At 40.9% G+C, this 15,535-nt stretch carries 16 protein-coding genes; 1 reads left to right on the top strand and 15 read right to left on the bottom strand.

All coding sequences use genetic code 11. The features are described from left to right. Window positions 1-364: 364 nt before the first annotated feature. Window positions 365-2,158 (bottom strand): choice-of-anchor I family protein, encoded by a 1,794-nt coding sequence (locus tag AN391_RS15415; RefSeq protein ID WP_055016224.1) that lies wholly within the window; start codon window positions 2,156-2,158, stop codon window positions 365-367. A gap of 85 nt (window positions 2,159-2,243) precedes the next feature. Continuing rightward, window positions 2,244-3,467 (bottom strand): acyltransferase family protein, encoded by a 1,224-nt coding sequence (locus tag AN391_RS15410; protein ID WP_082429336.1) that lies wholly within the window; start codon window positions 3,465-3,467, stop codon window positions 2,244-2,246. Window positions 3,468-3,608: 141 nt separating this feature from the next. Between AN391_RS15410 and AN391_RS15405 the strand changes: the two genes are divergently transcribed. Then, window positions 3,609-4,451, top strand: a complete 843-nt coding sequence (locus AN391_RS15405) for a LytTR family DNA-binding domain-containing protein (protein ID WP_055016223.1) — start codon at window positions 3,609-3,611, stop codon at window positions 4,449-4,451. A 28-nt stretch (window positions 4,452-4,479) separates the two neighbouring features. Here AN391_RS15405 and glmU read toward each other — a convergent pair whose 3' ends face one another. From glmU to rsmG, 13 genes are all read right to left on the bottom strand, one after another. Beyond that, on the bottom strand, window positions 4,480-5,838 hold the full coding sequence (glmU, locus tag AN391_RS15400) for a bifunctional UDP-N-acetylglucosamine diphosphorylase/glucosamine-1-phosphate N-acetyltransferase GlmU (protein ID WP_055016222.1): 1,359 nt from the start codon (window positions 5,836-5,838) through the stop codon (window positions 4,480-4,482). Window positions 5,839-6,086: 248 nt separating this feature from the next. Continuing rightward, window positions 6,087-6,509 carry a F0F1 ATP synthase subunit epsilon gene (locus AN391_RS15395; protein ID WP_055016221.1) on the bottom strand — a complete coding sequence of 141 codons (423 nt, stop codon included), beginning with the start codon at window positions 6,507-6,509 and terminating at the stop codon, window positions 6,087-6,089. 13 nt (window positions 6,510-6,522) lie between these two features. Beyond that, complete coding sequence (atpD, locus tag AN391_RS15390; RefSeq protein WP_055016220.1) at window positions 6,523-7,908, bottom strand: F0F1 ATP synthase subunit beta; 1,386 nt, start codon at window positions 7,906-7,908, stop codon at window positions 6,523-6,525. A 33-nt stretch (window positions 7,909-7,941) separates the two neighbouring features. Further along, window positions 7,942-8,802, bottom strand: a complete 861-nt coding sequence (gene atpG, locus AN391_RS15385; RefSeq protein WP_055016219.1) for a F0F1 ATP synthase subunit gamma — start codon at window positions 8,800-8,802, stop codon at window positions 7,942-7,944. A gap of 60 nt (window positions 8,803-8,862) precedes the next feature. After that, window positions 8,863-10,404 (bottom strand): F0F1 ATP synthase subunit alpha, encoded by a 1,542-nt coding sequence (gene atpA / locus AN391_RS15380; RefSeq protein ID WP_055016218.1) that lies wholly within the window; start codon window positions 10,402-10,404, stop codon window positions 8,863-8,865. Window positions 10,405-10,418: 14 nt separating this feature from the next. Further along, a complete protein-coding gene (gene atpH / locus AN391_RS15375; RefSeq protein ID WP_055016217.1) occupies window positions 10,419-10,952 on the bottom strand; it encodes a F0F1 ATP synthase subunit delta in 534 nt (177 codons plus the stop codon). Window positions 10,953-10,968: 16 nt separating this feature from the next. After that, complete coding sequence (atpF, locus tag AN391_RS15370; protein ID WP_004588072.1) at window positions 10,969-11,439, bottom strand: F0F1 ATP synthase subunit B; 471 nt, start codon at window positions 11,437-11,439, stop codon at window positions 10,969-10,971. A 42-nt stretch (window positions 11,440-11,481) separates the two neighbouring features. Next, window positions 11,482-11,715 (bottom strand): F0F1 ATP synthase subunit C, encoded by a 234-nt coding sequence (gene atpE, locus AN391_RS15365; protein WP_004588071.1) that lies wholly within the window; start codon window positions 11,713-11,715, stop codon window positions 11,482-11,484. Window positions 11,716-11,766: 51 nt separating this feature from the next. After that, window positions 11,767-12,624, bottom strand: a complete 858-nt coding sequence (gene atpB, locus AN391_RS15360) for a F0F1 ATP synthase subunit A (RefSeq protein ID WP_055016216.1) — start codon at window positions 12,622-12,624, stop codon at window positions 11,767-11,769. A gap of 14 nt (window positions 12,625-12,638) precedes the next feature. Then, window positions 12,639-13,019: an ATP synthase subunit I gene (locus AN391_RS15355; RefSeq protein ID WP_055016215.1), complete on the bottom strand. Its 381-nt coding sequence runs from the start codon at window positions 13,017-13,019 to the stop codon at window positions 12,639-12,641. Between the two features lie 142 nt (window positions 13,020-13,161). Then, a complete protein-coding gene (locus tag AN391_RS15350; protein ID WP_055016214.1) occupies window positions 13,162-14,088 on the bottom strand; it encodes a ParB/RepB/Spo0J family partition protein in 927 nt (308 codons plus the stop codon). 20 nt (window positions 14,089-14,108) lie between these two features. Continuing rightward, the gene (locus AN391_RS15345; RefSeq protein WP_004588067.1) at window positions 14,109-14,894 is read right to left on the bottom strand and encodes a ParA family protein; all 786 of its coding nucleotides are present in this window, start codon (window positions 14,892-14,894) and stop codon (window positions 14,109-14,111) included. Window positions 14,895-14,908: 14 nt separating this feature from the next. After that, a complete protein-coding gene (gene rsmG, locus AN391_RS15340) occupies window positions 14,909-15,529 on the bottom strand; it encodes a 16S rRNA (guanine(527)-N(7))-methyltransferase RsmG (protein WP_055016213.1) in 621 nt (206 codons plus the stop codon). Window positions 15,530-15,535: the final 6 nt, after the last annotated feature.

Raw genomic sequence — 15,535 nt, 5'->3', positions numbered from 1 at the left:
GCGACGTTGTCGCTAGGGATGCGTATAATACATCCTTTATTTTTCGAGTCAACACTTAATTTTAAACTTTCTTGCGATGATTTAAAACCGAAGTTTTACTTAACTCTCTGAGCCGTTGTGCTTTGCTATGCTTCAGCGTTTCCCGTCTCAGTGGGGTCGCATTATAGGGAGATTCGAGCGGGGGTCAATGTTTTATTTCAGCTTTTTGACAAATAAATGAATTTAGTATGAAACGCATACAAATAAAGGCCTACGGGCTGATTTTAGATTAAAAAACGCGCATGTTAAGTCGCTATTTTACAGCTAATATTTGCGCGTTAGAAAAAGCAGTACATTTAGTAATCGCTGTACTGCTTTGTTGGTTTTAATTTGCTGCAATTTGCCATACAGCTATAGAACCTGAGATCTCATTACCGATTATAAGCAGTGGCTCGCCTGTCGCACTTTGTTCGGCAGTTACAAACACCATGCCTTCGGGTGCAAGGTCGCCGGTTATATCTGCCCCTTCTATTACACCACGGTTATAAAAGTAATCTTCAAATTGCACATCGTGAGGGTTGGTAATATCGTAAACCATAATCCCGCCCATGCGCTCAAGACCTATAAAGGCAAAAGTGCGTTCGTCTATCGTACCTATTGTTAGCGCTTCCGGTTCTGCGCCTTTATCATCTGAGCGTGTGTCACCTTCGTTTTCATCTTCATTGTTATTAAAGGCTTCACCATGAACCGATGCGGTAATACGACCTATATCATCACCTGAGTCAAATACCACCAGCCCATTACTGTCCCAAATAGTAAATGAGCGTGCACCATAGGCATAAAGCGATTCGTATTGACCGTCGTCATTCGTATCACCTTTTACAGTGCTTACCTTCAAGCGGCCTATATCGTCATCGTCGTTATTTAAGTAATCAAAATTAGCTGCAAGCGTTAAATCTTCAAAACGGCTTTCATCTATATAGGCAAGACAGCCATCATCTTCATCGTAATCTAGACCACCTTTTGCTATGCAGTCTGCCTCGCCTGTTGTATCAAAGAAATATTCACGTGCATCACCTTCATTTGCCGACACTATAAAGTTTGCGCCTTTCCAGCTAAAGCTTGAGATTGTATCTGGCTGATACATACCATAAAGCCCTGGGTACGATTTAAAATTAACACCGCCGTCTTTATCTGATGCGTCTATTTGTAAATCTGACCAATCTTTAAATCCTAACCCTTTTAGTTCAAGAGAGTTATCTTCTAAATTAACGATAGCTAGTGCGTTATTTTCTTGAATTGATATATAGGCATATTTGTTATCTTTAGAAATGCTGACGTACTCAGGCTCTAGGTCCATAGCAACTGTTGTATTTATTTCATTTCCATTAATTGTTCGCCCTGTGGGGTTGGCAAAAACTAGCCCTTTGTCTTCAAGCTCGGTTTGTTGATTGTTATATGCAGTAAAATCAATATTGGTGGCCGTATCGGCAATTACGCCATTTTCAATATTAATAACACTGATAGAGCCCTCAGGGTCGATACTGTAATCGCCATTAGGTTCGCCTTCATTAGCAACAACGACTTTTCCCCCATTATGACTAAAGGTCACCATGTCAGGTAAAAAACCGGCCGTTACATTTTTAATAAACACCGGTGTATCGCCGCTAATATTATAAAACGCTATTTGACCTGCTTCGCCCACGGTTTTAGCAGCCATTGCAACAGCCAATAATTGGTTATTTTCATCTATTGCTATGCTGTTGGCATCGCCTGGGGTGTTGTCATTTAAAGTAAGGGTAATGGTTGATGTAAGGTTAGTTGCATTCACTGTTCCTTCGTTATCTTGAACGAGTGCAGCAGTATCAAAGGTGTCGGCGGGTATAATGTTCACTACAGCTTCATCACCAGAGCTATTAATAGCGTAAATCCACTTTTTAGATGCTTGATATGCAACTATTTCAGCCGCGCCTTCAGGGCTTTGGGCATTAAGTACAGCGCGGCCTATTAAACTTATATTTAACGCAGAGTTTGCATTGGTGCCGTTAGTCCCATTTTGACCCGCAGTACCTTGCTCCCCTTGGATACCTTGCGTGCCGTCTTGGCCGTCATCTCCATCTAGTGAGCAACCTGTTAATATTGATATGAGTGAAAGTGCTATAAGTGACCTTTTTAACATTGTTATTTTCCTTAGTGTGGTATTTGGTAAATATCAACACACCGGTATGACAAAGTTATGGCACTTTTAATAAAGCTTTTTTAACTTAAAAAACGAGTTTTAATGCTAAGGGGCATACAAGAACAAGACTTACTGTATAACCTAATAATTTAAAAGGCTTGGAATAGCTATTTTTAGCTTTAACACCTATAAAAGGCCCTAAAATATCAATGCGTGTAACGACTAATGTAATGACCGCGCAAACACACCATGTACCAATAACAACTAAGAGTGGCTCAATAAAATAACCAAGCTTTAAAGGCTGCAAAACAAAACATAGAATTATGAGTACACTTTGATGTAATAGATAAAAAGGGAATACCCAACTATTTAATATTTTTAAGTAGCTAGTTTTAAAGTTTAAAAAATGCTGTGCGAGTGCAAGCATGGTTAGCACTCCCAATACTCTTTGAATGTTGTAAAGAGTAGTAAAAACATAGCTAGGTAAATCAAACACGTTTTGATAAGCCATTACTATGTATATACACAACAGGGCAAAGCTTACACATAGCAGGCAAAAATAGTGTTTTAAGCTCGCCCAAAAATAAGCGTACTTTGCTAACAGGTACCCTATCAATAAAAATATAAAGCCGTTAGTTTCACGAATTGCATCTCCTTTTAAATAGTTATTAGTAAGCAGCATTGCTATGACTAATAAGCTTGCTAGTAAGGGTAGGTTTATTTTAACCAACTTGAGCAAAGGCGTAAAAATAGGAAGCTTCATGAATAGTGAAAATAAAAAAATGATAAGCATAAACTGCCAAAGAGAACGTAAATACCATAAATGATTTACATCTATGTGCGGCCATACTCCAGATTGGTAATTAGTAAACATTTCATTATTAATATCTAAAAACGCGGAGTAAAACTGCCAATACGATATGTTTATAACGCTTTGTTGCGACATCTCTGCATACAGCTGAAAGGGAACTATTAACCATAAGCCCACCAGCAAAGGGAGTAATATAAAAATAGAGCGATTTAAAATAAAAAAGAAGTTTGATTTAACGCCACTTACCTTATCAAGCATAAAGCTAAGTGCTACCCCAGATATAAACCATATAAGTAGCATTCTCCAAGGAGCAAACATCAACATAAAATACTCTACGTATTGAGATGTATAAGTACTTTTAAAGTGAAAACCCCAATTTTCGCTGTACAACATACCTATGTGATAAAAAATAAGTACAGCAAACGCAATTACTCTTAACCAATCAAGAAAGTAATGACGATTATTTAAATGAGTTGTGAGGTGTAATTGTTTATTCATGCTTAAGCCAATATATGCGTATTGGTACTAGTAAGGCTTAAACAACTCGCAAAAACTATTCATAAGTGCTTATATTACAAGCAATAGTGATAAAAGGTGGTATTTAGGGATAAACCCACCGCATAAATATAAGCACATATTATGAACCTACAACACTTTCAGCGTTTTCAAACCCTATATGCCTCTGCATTACTTTGCGCATATATTTTGATAAACAATACAATAAACGCTACAACCCAAATAATGGAGGCAAAAAGAGCTGGTGATTTAACATTTTTAATTTGGGAGCCATTTGTATGGGAGTATTCAAGCGCGCTAGGATCATTGCTTATGTTTCCGGCTTTAATTTGGTTTTTGAAAAACACACCTTTTAATTGGCAAAAAGTACCTGCTTCATTGGCTATGTATTTTGGCGCTTCGATTATATTTAGCATGTTACATATTGCTATTATGGTTGGTAGTCGCAAGCTTGTATATTTAGCTTATGGTCGCTCTTATGATTTTGGACTGAGTTGGTTTGAATTAATATACGAATACCAAAAGGATGCTATTAGCTTTGTGTTTTTTATTACGCTAATAAAAGTATATCAATATGTTGTTCAGCAGTTATTAGGGGAGGCATCTTCTATAGAAGAAAGCGAGCAACAAGCAACACCCACTCTAAACCGTTTGCTCGTAAAAAAGCGTGGCAAAGAATTTATTGTAAAAATAGACGATGTTGATTGGCTTGAATCATCAGGTAACTATGTAAACTTATATATTGGCACGTCTATTTACCCTTTAAGAACGACCCTTACAGTACTAAGTAAGCAATTAGAAGATAAAGGCTTTTGTAGAGTCCACCGCAGCCATGGCGTAAACCTTGATAGAATAGAGTCTATTACACCGCTACCTAGTGGTGATAGTGAAATAAAGCTAACTACAGGTAAAGTACTTAACCTATCTAGACGCTACAAAGAGCAATTTAAGCTAAAGCTGAAATAAAAAAGGCTACCTAAGTAGCCTTTCATTATTATTTTTTAACTGGTCGTTTCCAGCCGGTTAAATTACGCTGTTTAGAGCGTGCTATTGCAAGCTGCTCATCTTCAACGGTACTGGTGATCACAGAGCCTGCACCTATTGTTGCTGTTGCACCAATATTTACAGGAGCAACAAGTGATGAATTTGAACCAATAAAGGCGTTATCACCAATAATGGTTTTTGCTTTATTAACTCCATCGTAGTTACAGGTAATTGTACCTGCGCCTATATTCACTTTTTCGCCAATTTCAGCATCGCCTAAGTAACTTAAGTGGTTTGCTTTAGAACCCTTACCTAAGCGGGTTTTTTTCATCTCTACAAAGTTACCAATGTGCGAGTCTTCTTCCATTACCGCACCTGGGCGTAAGCGGGCGTATGGGCCTAGCGTACATTGAGCAGCTACGCTTGCATCTTCAATTAGGGTATTTGCTTTTATTACAACGTTGTCGCCTATGGTACAGTTTTTAAGTACGCAGTTAGGGCCAATTTGTACATTATTACCAAGAATAACATTGCCTTCAAAAATAACGTTTATATCAATTAATACGTCTTCGCCTGTTTTAACGTTGCCACGAACATCTATACGGGCTGGGTCGGCGAGGGTGGCACCATTTAACATTAGCTCTTCTGCTTGCCACGCTTGATAAGCTCGTTCAAGGCCTGCAAGTTGTACGCGGTTGTTTGCGCCTTCAACTTCCATTGCATGATCTGGCTGCGCCGATGCAATTTCTACACCTTCACTGTGTGCCATCGCAACGATATCGGTAAGGTAGTACTCGCCTTGTGCATTGTTGTTAGATAGATTGCCTAACCATGTTTTTAAAAGCTTGCCGCTAACCGCCATAATGCCGGTATTTACTTCGCTAATAAGTAACTGCTCAGCGCTTGCGTCTTTTTGCTCAACAATACCAACAAGCTTGCCATTTTCGCGCAGCATACGGCCGTAGCCATTAGGGTTAACCAAATTAACGGTTAATACCGCTAAACCATTATTAGGTGTTGCAGCTAATAAGCGCTCAAGCGTTGATTGCTTTGTTAGCGGAACATCGCCGTATAAAACTAATACGGTATCGTCATCATTAATATGAGGATTTGCTTGTGCAACAGCATGGCCGGTACCAAGTTGTTCTGCTTGCAGTACCCAGTTTACGTCGTTATCGGCAAGTTGTTGTTGTAATAGTTCGCCGCCATGCCCGTAAACTAAATTAGTGGTGGTTGCACCCAATGCCTTTGCGTTATCTATAACATGCTGCACCATAGGTTTACCTGCCACTTTGTGCAGTACTTTTGGTAAAGCAGAGCGCATACGAGTACCTTTACCCGCAGCAAGAATTACTGTTGTTAGAGCCATTAAAACAATTTCCTTTTTCCGTTGTTTTATTGATGAGTTAATGAAAGTGAGTTTGTCAGATTACGCATGTCACTCCATGTATACATACTCAGTCATATAATAAAAAATAATGACTGAATCTATGATAAACAAACTGTTCATAATAATTACACTTATTGTAACCAGCTTTGCCAACCGATATAAGTGTAAAGCCAAATTACAGGCACAAAAAAGCCCACATAATGTGGGCTTTTTAAAACCGGATAGGCTTACTTTTTACGTAATTGCTGAATTACGCGAAGTTGTGCAATAGCTTCTGCTAATTGCATCGCTGCTTGTTGATAATCAAACTCAGCAGCTGACGCATTAGCCATTTGGCTTTCTGCGTCACGTTTAGCTTGCTCTGCCGCTTGTTCGTCAAGGTCTTCACCACGAACAGCTGTATCTGCAAGTACGGTTACTATGTTCGGTTGAACTTCTAGTGTACCGCCAGCAATATAGATCAGTTCTTCTTCACCATGTTGCTTAACTAAACGTACCATACCAGGTTTAAGGGCAGTTAGTAGTGGGGCGTGACCGGCATTAACACCTAGCTCACCTTCACTACCAGATACTTGAATCGATTCAACTAGACCAGAGAACAAGCTCTGCTCTGCGCTTACTACGTCAAGGTGTACAGTCATAGCTGCCATACTACCCTCCTAATTACATGCTTTTAGCTTTTTCTTGAGCTTCTTCGATAGAACCAACCATGTAGAACGCTTGCTCTGGAAGGTCATCGAACTCACCGCTTAGAATACCTTTAAAGCCAGCAATTGTGTCTTTTAGTGATACGTATTTACCTGGCGCACCTGTAAATACCTCTGCCACGAAGAACGGCTGAGATAGGAAACGCTGGATTTTACGTGCACGAGATACAAGCTGCTTATCTTCGTCAGAAAGCTCGTCCATACCTAAGATTGCAATGATGTCTTTAAGTTCTTTGTAACGCTGAAGAACTGTTTGAACGCCACGTGCTGTATCGTAGTGATCTTGACCAATTACTAATGGGTCAAGTTGACGTGAAGATGAATCAAGTGGGTCTACCGCTGGGTAAATACCAAGTGATGCGATATCACGTGAAAGTACTACTGTTGCATCTAAGTGAGCAAAGGTAGTTGCTGGAGATGGATCCGTTAAATCATCCGCAGGTACGTATACCGCTTGGATTGATGTAATTGAACCTGTCTTCGTTGAAGCGATACGCTCTTGAAGCACACCCATCTCTTCAGCTAGTGTAGGCTGGTAACCTACCGCTGATGGCATACGACCAAGTAGTGCAGAGACTTCTGTACCAGCAAGCGTGTAACGGTAGATGTTATCTACGAAGAAAAGTACGTCGCGACCTTCGTCACGGAACTTTTCAGCCATAGTAAGACCTGTTAACGCTACGCGTAAACGGTTACCTGGAGGCTCGTTCATCTGACCGTATACAAGCGATACTTTATCAAGTACGTTTGAATCGTTCATCTCATGGTAGAAATCGTTACCCTCACGAGTACGCTCACCAACACCTGCGAATACTGAGTAGCCGCTGTGCTCGATTGCGATGTTACGGATAAGTTCCATCATGTTTACGGTTTTACCTACACCGGCACCACCGAATAAACCAACTTTACCACCTTTAGCAAATGGACATACAAGGTCGATTACCTTGATACCAGTTTCTAAAAGTTCTACTGAACTTGATTGCTCTTCGTATGAAGGCGCTGCACGGTGAATAGACATACGGTCTTCTTCGCCGATTGGGCCAGCTTCATCAATTGGCTCACCAAGTACGTTCATGATACGACCAAGCGTTGCTTTACCAACTGGAACTTGAATCGCTTCACCTGTATTTTCTACCGCTGCGCCACGACGTAAACCGTCAGTAGTACCTAGTGCGATAGTACGAACAACACCGCCACCTAGCTGTTGTTGAACTTCTAAAGTCAAACCAGCTAAATCGCCATCTGTTACTTTTAGTGCGTCATATACGGCTGGCACGTTGTCTTGAGAAAACTCAATATCTACAACGGCACCGATAATTTGGACGACCTTACCTAAACTCATGTCTATTCCTCTCGTTAATCTTTGCCTGAAGCATTAAACTGCGGCTGAACCAGAAACAATCTCACTAATTTCTTGTGTGATTGCTGCTTGGCGGGCCTTGTTATAAACAAGCTGTAACTCATCCATAAGGTCGCCGGCATTATCTGTTGCAGCTTTCATTGCAACCATACGGGCAGCCTGTTCAGAGGCAGCGTTCTCAACCACACCTTGGTACACTTGAGACTCAACAAAGCGTACAAGCAAAGACTCTAATATAGCGTCTGGGCCTGGCTCGTATAAGTAATCCCATGTGTGGGCAGATACTTCTTCTTCAGCTTTTGGCAAAGGGAGTAACTGATCTACTGTTGGCTCTTGCTTCATGGTATTAACAAAGTTGTTATATACCAGGAATAAACGGTCAATTTTACCTTCAGAAAATGCATCTAGCATAATTTTTACAGGACCAATTACGTCTTGTACTGAAGGCTTATCTCCAAGGCCTGCTTTTTTAGCAAGCACTTGACCGCCAAAACGTTGAAAGAAGCTAGCCGCTTTGCTACCTAAAGTTGCAAAATCAGCGTCTACGCCTTTTTCTTTCCACGCTTTAATGTCTAATGCAACTTTTTTAAACTCGTTTGAGTTTAAGCCGCCACATAGACCACGGTCAGTAGAGATAACAATATAACCAACTCGTTTTACTTCACGCTCTTCTAAGAACGGGTGAGTAAAATCAAGATTTGCTTGAGCAACACGACCAATTACTTTGCGTAATTTGTCAGCGTATGGACGGCTTGAAGCCACTCGTTCTTGCGCCTTTTTCATTTTAGACGCAGCAACCATTTCCATTGCGCTAGTGATCTTTTGAGTATTTTTAATACTCCCGATCTTGCTTTTAATCTCTTTTCCGCTGGCCATGACTCTCTCTCCGAATCAAGGTGTGCTTTAGTAAACTAAAGCGCACCATTAATAACTAAATTACCAAGTTTGCGTAGACTTGAACTTCTCAAGAAGTTCTTTAAGTTGCGCTTCGATCTCGGCGTTGTAGTTACCAGTTTCATTGATTTGAGCCACAAGCTCTGCGTATGTGCTACTTGCATAAGAAAGTAAAGCCGCTTCGAAATCCATAATCTTAGAGATTTCGATGTCTTGTAAGTAACCTTTCTCAGCTGCAAATAACGACAAAGACATTTCAGCAACAGACATTGGTGCGTACTGTTTCTGCTTCATTAGCTCTGTTACACGCTCACCATGCTCAAGTTGAGCACGAGTAGCATCATCAAGGTCAGACGCGAACTGCGAGAACGCAGCTAATTCACGGTACTGAGCTAGGGCTAGACGGATACCGCCACCTAGTTTCTTAACGATTTTAGTTTGTGCAGCACCACCAACACGCGATACCGAGATACCAGCATTTACTGCCGGACGGATACCTGAGTTGAATAAGTCAGTTTCTAAGAAGATCTGACCATCGGTGATAGAGATAACGTTTGTCGGTACGAACGCAGAAACGTCGCCGCCTTGAGTTTCAATGATTGGCAATGCCGTCAATGAACCAGTTTGTCCTTTCACTTCACCATTAGTGAACTTTTCAACGTAATCAGCGTTTACACGCGATGCACGCTCTAAAAGACGCGAGTGAAGGTAGAATACGTCACCTGGGTATGCTTCACGACCTGGTGGACGCTTAAGTAGTAATGAGATTTGACGGTAAGCAACAGCTTGCTTAGATAAATCATCATATACGATTAATGCGTTTTCACCACGGTCACGGAAATATTCACCCATAGTACAGCCCGAGAACGGTGCTAAGTACTGAAGTGCCGCAGACTCAGAAGCAGATGCTACAACTACGATAGTATTTGCAAGTGCACCGTGCTCTTCTAATTTACGTACTACGTTAGCAATAGTAGATGCTTTTTGGCCAACCGCTACGTACACACACTTAACGCCTGTGTTCTTTTGGTTGATGATTGCATCGATTGCTAGTGCAGTTTTACCTGTTTGGCGGTCACCGATTACAAGCTCACGCTGACCACGACCAACTGGAATCATCGCATCGATAGATTTGTAACCAGTTTGAACTGGCTCATCTACAGATTGACGCTCGATTACACCTGGTGCAATTTTTTCTACAGGTTCAAAACCGTCGTTATCTAAAGCGCCTTTACCGTCGATAGGAGCACCTAGTGTGTTTACAACACGACCAAGTAAGCCAGCACCAACAGGAACTTCTAGGATACGACCAGTTGTGTATACTTTTACGCCTTCAGTAAGGTCAGCGTATGGACCCATAACTACTGCACCAATTGAGTCACGCTCAAGGTTTAGTGCGATAGCATAACGGTTGCCTGGAAGCTCAATCATCTCACCTTGCATACAGTCAGCTAGACCGTGGATGCGGATGATACCGTCAGTAACAGATACGATAGTACCTTCGTTACGAGCTTCACTTACAACTTCGAACTGCTCAATACGTTGTTTGATCAGATCTGAAATTTCAGTGGAATTAAGTTGCATGCTCTTTTTCCCAATTACGATTGTAGTGTTGTGGCTAAGCGGTTTAATTTACCGCGTACTGAGCCGTCGATTACAGTGTCACCCGCCTTAATAATAAGGCCACCAACTACTGCAGCGTCTTCACTACAATTCAGCTTAACTTTGCGTGCGAAACGTTTTTCAAGTGTCGCTACCAATGACTCTTGCTGCTCTGCAGCAAGAGGGGTTGCCGAAATCACATCTACATCGATTTCTTTGTCATACTCTGCTTTAAACGCAGCGAATAACTGAGCAACCTCAGGCAGTGCAATCAAACGTCCATTTTCAGCCATCACCTTAACTAGGTTCTGACCTTGTTCGTTGAGCTGCTCAGCACATAAGTTAATAAATAACTCAGCTTGTGCAGTAGCAGTAGGCAATCCAGCTAGAATGGCTGATGCTTGTTCATTGCTGGCAACTTCGCCTGCAAAAAACAACATGTCATTCCAGCTTTCAATCGTGCCTTTTTCAACGGCAAGTTCAAAAGCCGCTTTAGCGTATGGGCGAGCGATAGTAGTCAATTCAGACATGCTCATACCCTCCTAATTACAGCTCAGCGACAAGTTTTTCAACGATGTCACTATGTGCGGCTTGATTGATTTCACGCTCTAAAATTCTTTCTGCGCCAACCACTGCCAGAGTTGCTACTTGCTTACGTAGCTCTTCTGTTACACGGTTACGCTCTGATTCGATTTCAGAGTGCCCTTGAGCAATAATTTTTTCACGCTCTTCTTGTCCACGAACAGTTTCTTCGTCAACAATAAGCACGGCACGCTTTTTAGCTTGTTCAATGATATCAGCCGCTTGAGCTTTTGCATCTTTAAGCTGCTCAGCAGCTTTTTGTTGCGCAAGTTCTAAGTCTTTTTCGGCTCTATCAGAGGCAGCTAAACCATCTTCAATTTTCTTCTGGCGAGACTCAATTGCATCATTAAGTGGTGGCCATACATATTTCATACAAAATAGTACAAACACCGTAAACGCAATTAATTCACCGATAAGAGTGGCTGTTATGTTCACGACCGCTCCTCCTTAAAATAGTAAGCTGTTCAAAAAATAAAATTAAAGTACGAACAGGATTACCATTGCGATACCAACACCGATCATTGCTACCGCATCGATTAGACCAGCTAGGATGAACATCTTAACTTGTAATGAAGGTGCAAGTTCAGGCTGACGCGCACATGCTTCTAGGAATTTACCACCCATGTTACCGAAGCCGATAGCAGTACCGATTGCACCGAAGCCGATAAGTAAAGCAACTGCGATGTACTTAAGACCTAATACTAGTTCCATTTTTTTCTCCAAAGTTTCAATTGTTAAAGTTAAATATAAAAAGTGTATAAATTAGTGATTGTCAGAGCTTGCCATGCTTAGGTAAACAATGGTTAGCATCATAAATACGAATGCTTGTAACACGATTACTAAGATATGGAATACAGCCCAAACAAAGTGCAACGGAAGTTGCATTAAACCAACTGCGCCGATAAGTATGAATATCAATTCACCAGCGTATAAGTTACCGAATAAACGCAGTGCTAACGAGAAAGGCTTAGACACTAAAGCGATTGTTTCTAGTAATAGATTACAAGGAATTAAGAAAATCATAGCTACTTTGCTATTAGAGCTAAACGGGTGAAGTGTAAGCTCTTTAATGAAGCCACCAACCCCTTTAATTTTAATAGAGTAACCAATCATCAGAATAAACACACCCAATGCTAATGCAGCGGTTAAGTTTATGTCTGTGGTTGGTACAATTTTCATGTAAACGTCGTGTGAGTCCATGCCAAAGGCTTGCTCACCAACAAAACCGGCAAATGCAGGTAAGAAATCAACTGGGATTAAATCCATTAAGTTCATTAAGAACACCCAAACAAAAATTGTTAAGGCTAATGGAGCAATTAATTTGCTTTTACCATGGTAAGTGTCACGTACGTTGTCACCAACGAACTCAACAATCATTTCAATAAAACATTGAAATTTACCAGGTACTCCTGTGTGTGCTTTTTTTGCGGCGCTACGGAAGATCCATAAAAATATTAGACCTAGTCCGATTGACCATGCGAGGGTATCTATATTCCATGTCCAGAAACCACTGTCTGCACACGCTTTGTTGAAGGCAAGACCTGAGTCGGTCATACACATCTTAGCGTTTGTTAAGTGATGCTGGATATGGCTTGATATAGTAACTTCTTCTGCAGCCATGTTATATCCCAAAGTTAATGTTTAAAAAAAACGGGCGCGAACAATCCACTAAAGAGCACCAATACATAAACACAAAAAAACGGCACTAAAACGACCGTGGTTGACTTGAGTATCAGTGCAAACAATACGATTGTTAGCATAAATTTTAATCCGTTACCGCGTTTTAACGAGGTATACGCTTGATTTGCTTTGCTTGCACCCATATATCTGAATGCATAAAGCGCAAATACTAGGTGAGGAAGTATTGCAACGCTGCTACCAGCAAGTGCTGATGTACTGGCGTTAACTCCCCAACCAACAAAAATAATTACTGCAGCTACAAGTGCTACGATACCCTGAAGACAAATTAATTTAAATGCGGCAAGCCGATAAGGTCTTGCTAACTTATTAGTCACGTTTAGTTAACCTTTATGGCGTTCTAATTGTTAGGGTGTGAAAACTGGCGAAATTATACTTAATCCTACCAGTTTTGCAACTTGAGTAGACGCTTTGTAACACAAAATAGCTACAAATGTCTCTTATTGGACATGTAAAATTTTAATGGTCGGTATTGCTGTGATTTATACGATTTAAAATGCCATCAAGCTCATCTAAGTTGGTGTAAGAAATAACCAATTTACCTTTACCTTTCGCATTGTAATTTATTTCTACTTTAGCCCCTAAGTTGTCGGCTAATTTTTGCTCTAAACGCTTAACATCTGGGTCTTTTTCAGGTGCCTCTTTCGCGACTACCGGCTCTAAAATTGAGCGTACTAATTTTTCTGTTTCGCGAACAGTCAGCGCTTTAGCAACAGCTAATCGTGCAGCGTCAGATTGCGCTTCACCTTCAAGTGCTAATAAACAACGTGCGTGGCCCATTTCTATGTCGCCATGCTCTAACAAAATTTTAACATCGCTATTTAAATTGTTTAATCGTAGTAAATTAGTCACGGTAGTGCGCGATTTACCCACTGCATCGGCAACTTGCTGATGCGTTAATTCAAATTCATTTAATAATCGGTTTAACGCAATCGCTTCTTCCATTGCGTTTAAATCTTCACGCTGAATGTTTTCAATAAGCGCAATAGCAACAGCCGCTTCATCTGGCACTTCTTTTACAATACAAGGTACGCTTTCAAGTTTTGCTATTTGCGCAGCACGCCAACGACGCTCACCAGCAATGATTTCAAAGCTATTTTCTGCAACAGGTCGTACAACAATTGGTTGAATAATGCCTTGTGAGCGAATAGAGCTTGCTAGCTCCTCTAGCGCTTCTTCAGACATATCTTTACGAGGCTGGTATTTTCCTGAATGCAAAAACTCGATAGGCAGATTTTGCAATTCATTCGTAATAGGCTGAGCAACAGCTTGTACAGTTTCAGTCACATTGACTGTGTCTTGTTCCTTGCTTGAGCTTGGCGCTGGTTTTGATGAACTTAAAAGGGCATCGAGTCCTCGGCCTAAACCTCGTTTTTTAGCAGACATGTTATTTTTTTACCTTAAAGTTAGGCGACTACCGGCGCTGTTTTTTCTTTTCTGCGTAGCATTTCGCCCGCAAGTGCTAAGTAGGCTTTTGCACCACTTGATGCGCGGTCGTAGTACATTGCTGGTGCACCAAAACTCGGTGCCTCGGCAAGACGCACATTACGTGGGATCACGGTGCGGTATACTTTATCGCCAAAATGTTGTTTTAATTGTTCTGATACATCATTTGCTAATCGATTGCGCGGATCGTACATAGTACGAAGAATGCCTTCAATTTGTAAGTTAGGGTTAACTAACTTTGCAAGTTGCGTAATAGTGTCCATTAATGCGGTTAACCCTTCAAGCGCATAATATTCACATTGCATAGGTACTAAAATAGAATCAGCAGCAGCCATGGCGTTTACTGTTAACATATTTAGTGAAGGCGGGCAGTCGATAAAAATAAATTCGTATTTATCTTGTATTTTTTCAAGCGCATTACGAAGGCGTACTTCGCGTGCAAACAATTCCATTAATTTTACTTCGGCTGCGGTTACATCACCGTTGGCCGCTATCATATGATACTCACCCGAGGTTTCAGTGATTATCACCTCATCCATTGGTTTTTCTTCAATGAGTAAATCGTAAATGGTGGCGACATCGCCATATTTGTCTACACCGCTACCCATTGTAGCGTTGCCTTGGGGGTCGAGATCTATTAACAGCACTTTACGCTTCGTTGCAGCCATAGATGCAGCGAGATTAACAGCCGTTGTTGTTTTACCAACGCCGCCTTTTTGATTTGCTAATGCGATGACTTTTGCCACTATGTCTCTGATCCCTAGTCTTTAGAAAGAATAATTAAATGTCGTTGTGCATCAAGCTCAGGCACTACTAGTGAGATTTTCTCTTCAAATTTTACACCCTCAGGTAGCGACTCTAGCTCTTCACTAGGGAACACACCTTTTAGTGCAATAAATTTGCCTGAGTGATCAATTAAGTGTGAACACCAATCAACCATATCTTGCAGTGAAGCAAACGCACGACTGAGTACGCCATCTAATTTAACACTTGGTTGATATTCTTCAACTCTTGACTGCACTGGGGTGACATTATTTAGCCCAAGCTCATGTTTAACTTGCATTAAAAAGCGAACACGCTTGCCTAAACTATCAAGCAACACAAATTGCGTATCAGGTAGTGCAATAGCTAACACAATACCCGGTAAGCCAGGACCTGTGCCTACATCAATATAATGATGACCGGGTAAATGAGGTGCAACAACTAAGCTGTCCATAATGTGCTTAATCATCATTTCTTCTGGTAAGCGCACAGACGTTAAATTATACGCTTTGTTCCATTTGTTTAGTAACTCAACGTATTTAACTAATTGCTGTTGTTGTTTTTCGGTTAGCGCAATATCAGTTTGCGCTAACAATGTTGATAATTGTTGCTGTAACACAGTTTA

This window comes from Pseudoalteromonas sp. P1-13-1a (genome assembly GCF_001401875.1).
Lineage (GTDB): Bacteria > Pseudomonadota > Gammaproteobacteria > Enterobacterales > Alteromonadaceae > Pseudoalteromonas.
The sequence above is the reverse complement of the archived record's forward strand: the minus strand, read 5'-3'. Positions and strand labels throughout refer to the sequence as shown.

Coding starts and splice junctions, on each gene's coding strand:
- AN391_RS15415 (WP_055016224.1), bottom strand. CDS start 2,158: ATGTTAAAAAGGTCACTTATAGCACTTTCACTCATATCAATATTAACA.
- AN391_RS15410 (WP_082429336.1), bottom strand. CDS start 3,467: ATGAATAAACAATTACACCTCACAACTCATTTAAATAATCGTCATTAC.
- AN391_RS15405 (WP_055016223.1), top strand. CDS start 3,609: ATGAACCTACAACACTTTCAGCGTTTTCAAACCCTATATGCCTCTGCA.
- glmU (WP_055016222.1), bottom strand. CDS start 5,838: ATGGCTCTAACAACAGTAATTCTTGCTGCGGGTAAAGGTACTCGTATG.
- AN391_RS15395 (WP_055016221.1), bottom strand. CDS start 6,509: ATGGCAGCTATGACTGTACACCTTGACGTAGTAAGCGCAGAGCAGAGC.
- atpD (WP_055016220.1), bottom strand. CDS start 7,908: ATGAGTTTAGGTAAGGTCGTCCAAATTATCGGTGCCGTTGTAGATATT.
- atpG (WP_055016219.1), bottom strand. CDS start 8,802: ATGGCCAGCGGAAAAGAGATTAAAAGCAAGATCGGGAGTATTAAAAAT.
- atpA (WP_055016218.1), bottom strand. CDS start 10,404: ATGCAACTTAATTCCACTGAAATTTCAGATCTGATCAAACAACGTATT.
- atpH (WP_055016217.1), bottom strand. CDS start 10,952: ATGTCTGAATTGACTACTATCGCTCGCCCATACGCTAAAGCGGCTTTT.
- atpE (WP_004588071.1), bottom strand. CDS start 11,715: ATGGAACTAGTATTAGGTCTTAAGTACATCGCAGTTGCTTTACTTATC.
- atpB (WP_055016216.1), bottom strand. CDS start 12,624: ATGGCTGCAGAAGAAGTTACTATATCAAGCCATATCCAGCATCACTTA.
- AN391_RS15350 (WP_055016214.1), bottom strand. CDS start 14,088: ATGTCTGCTAAAAAACGAGGTTTAGGCCGAGGACTCGATGCCCTTTTA.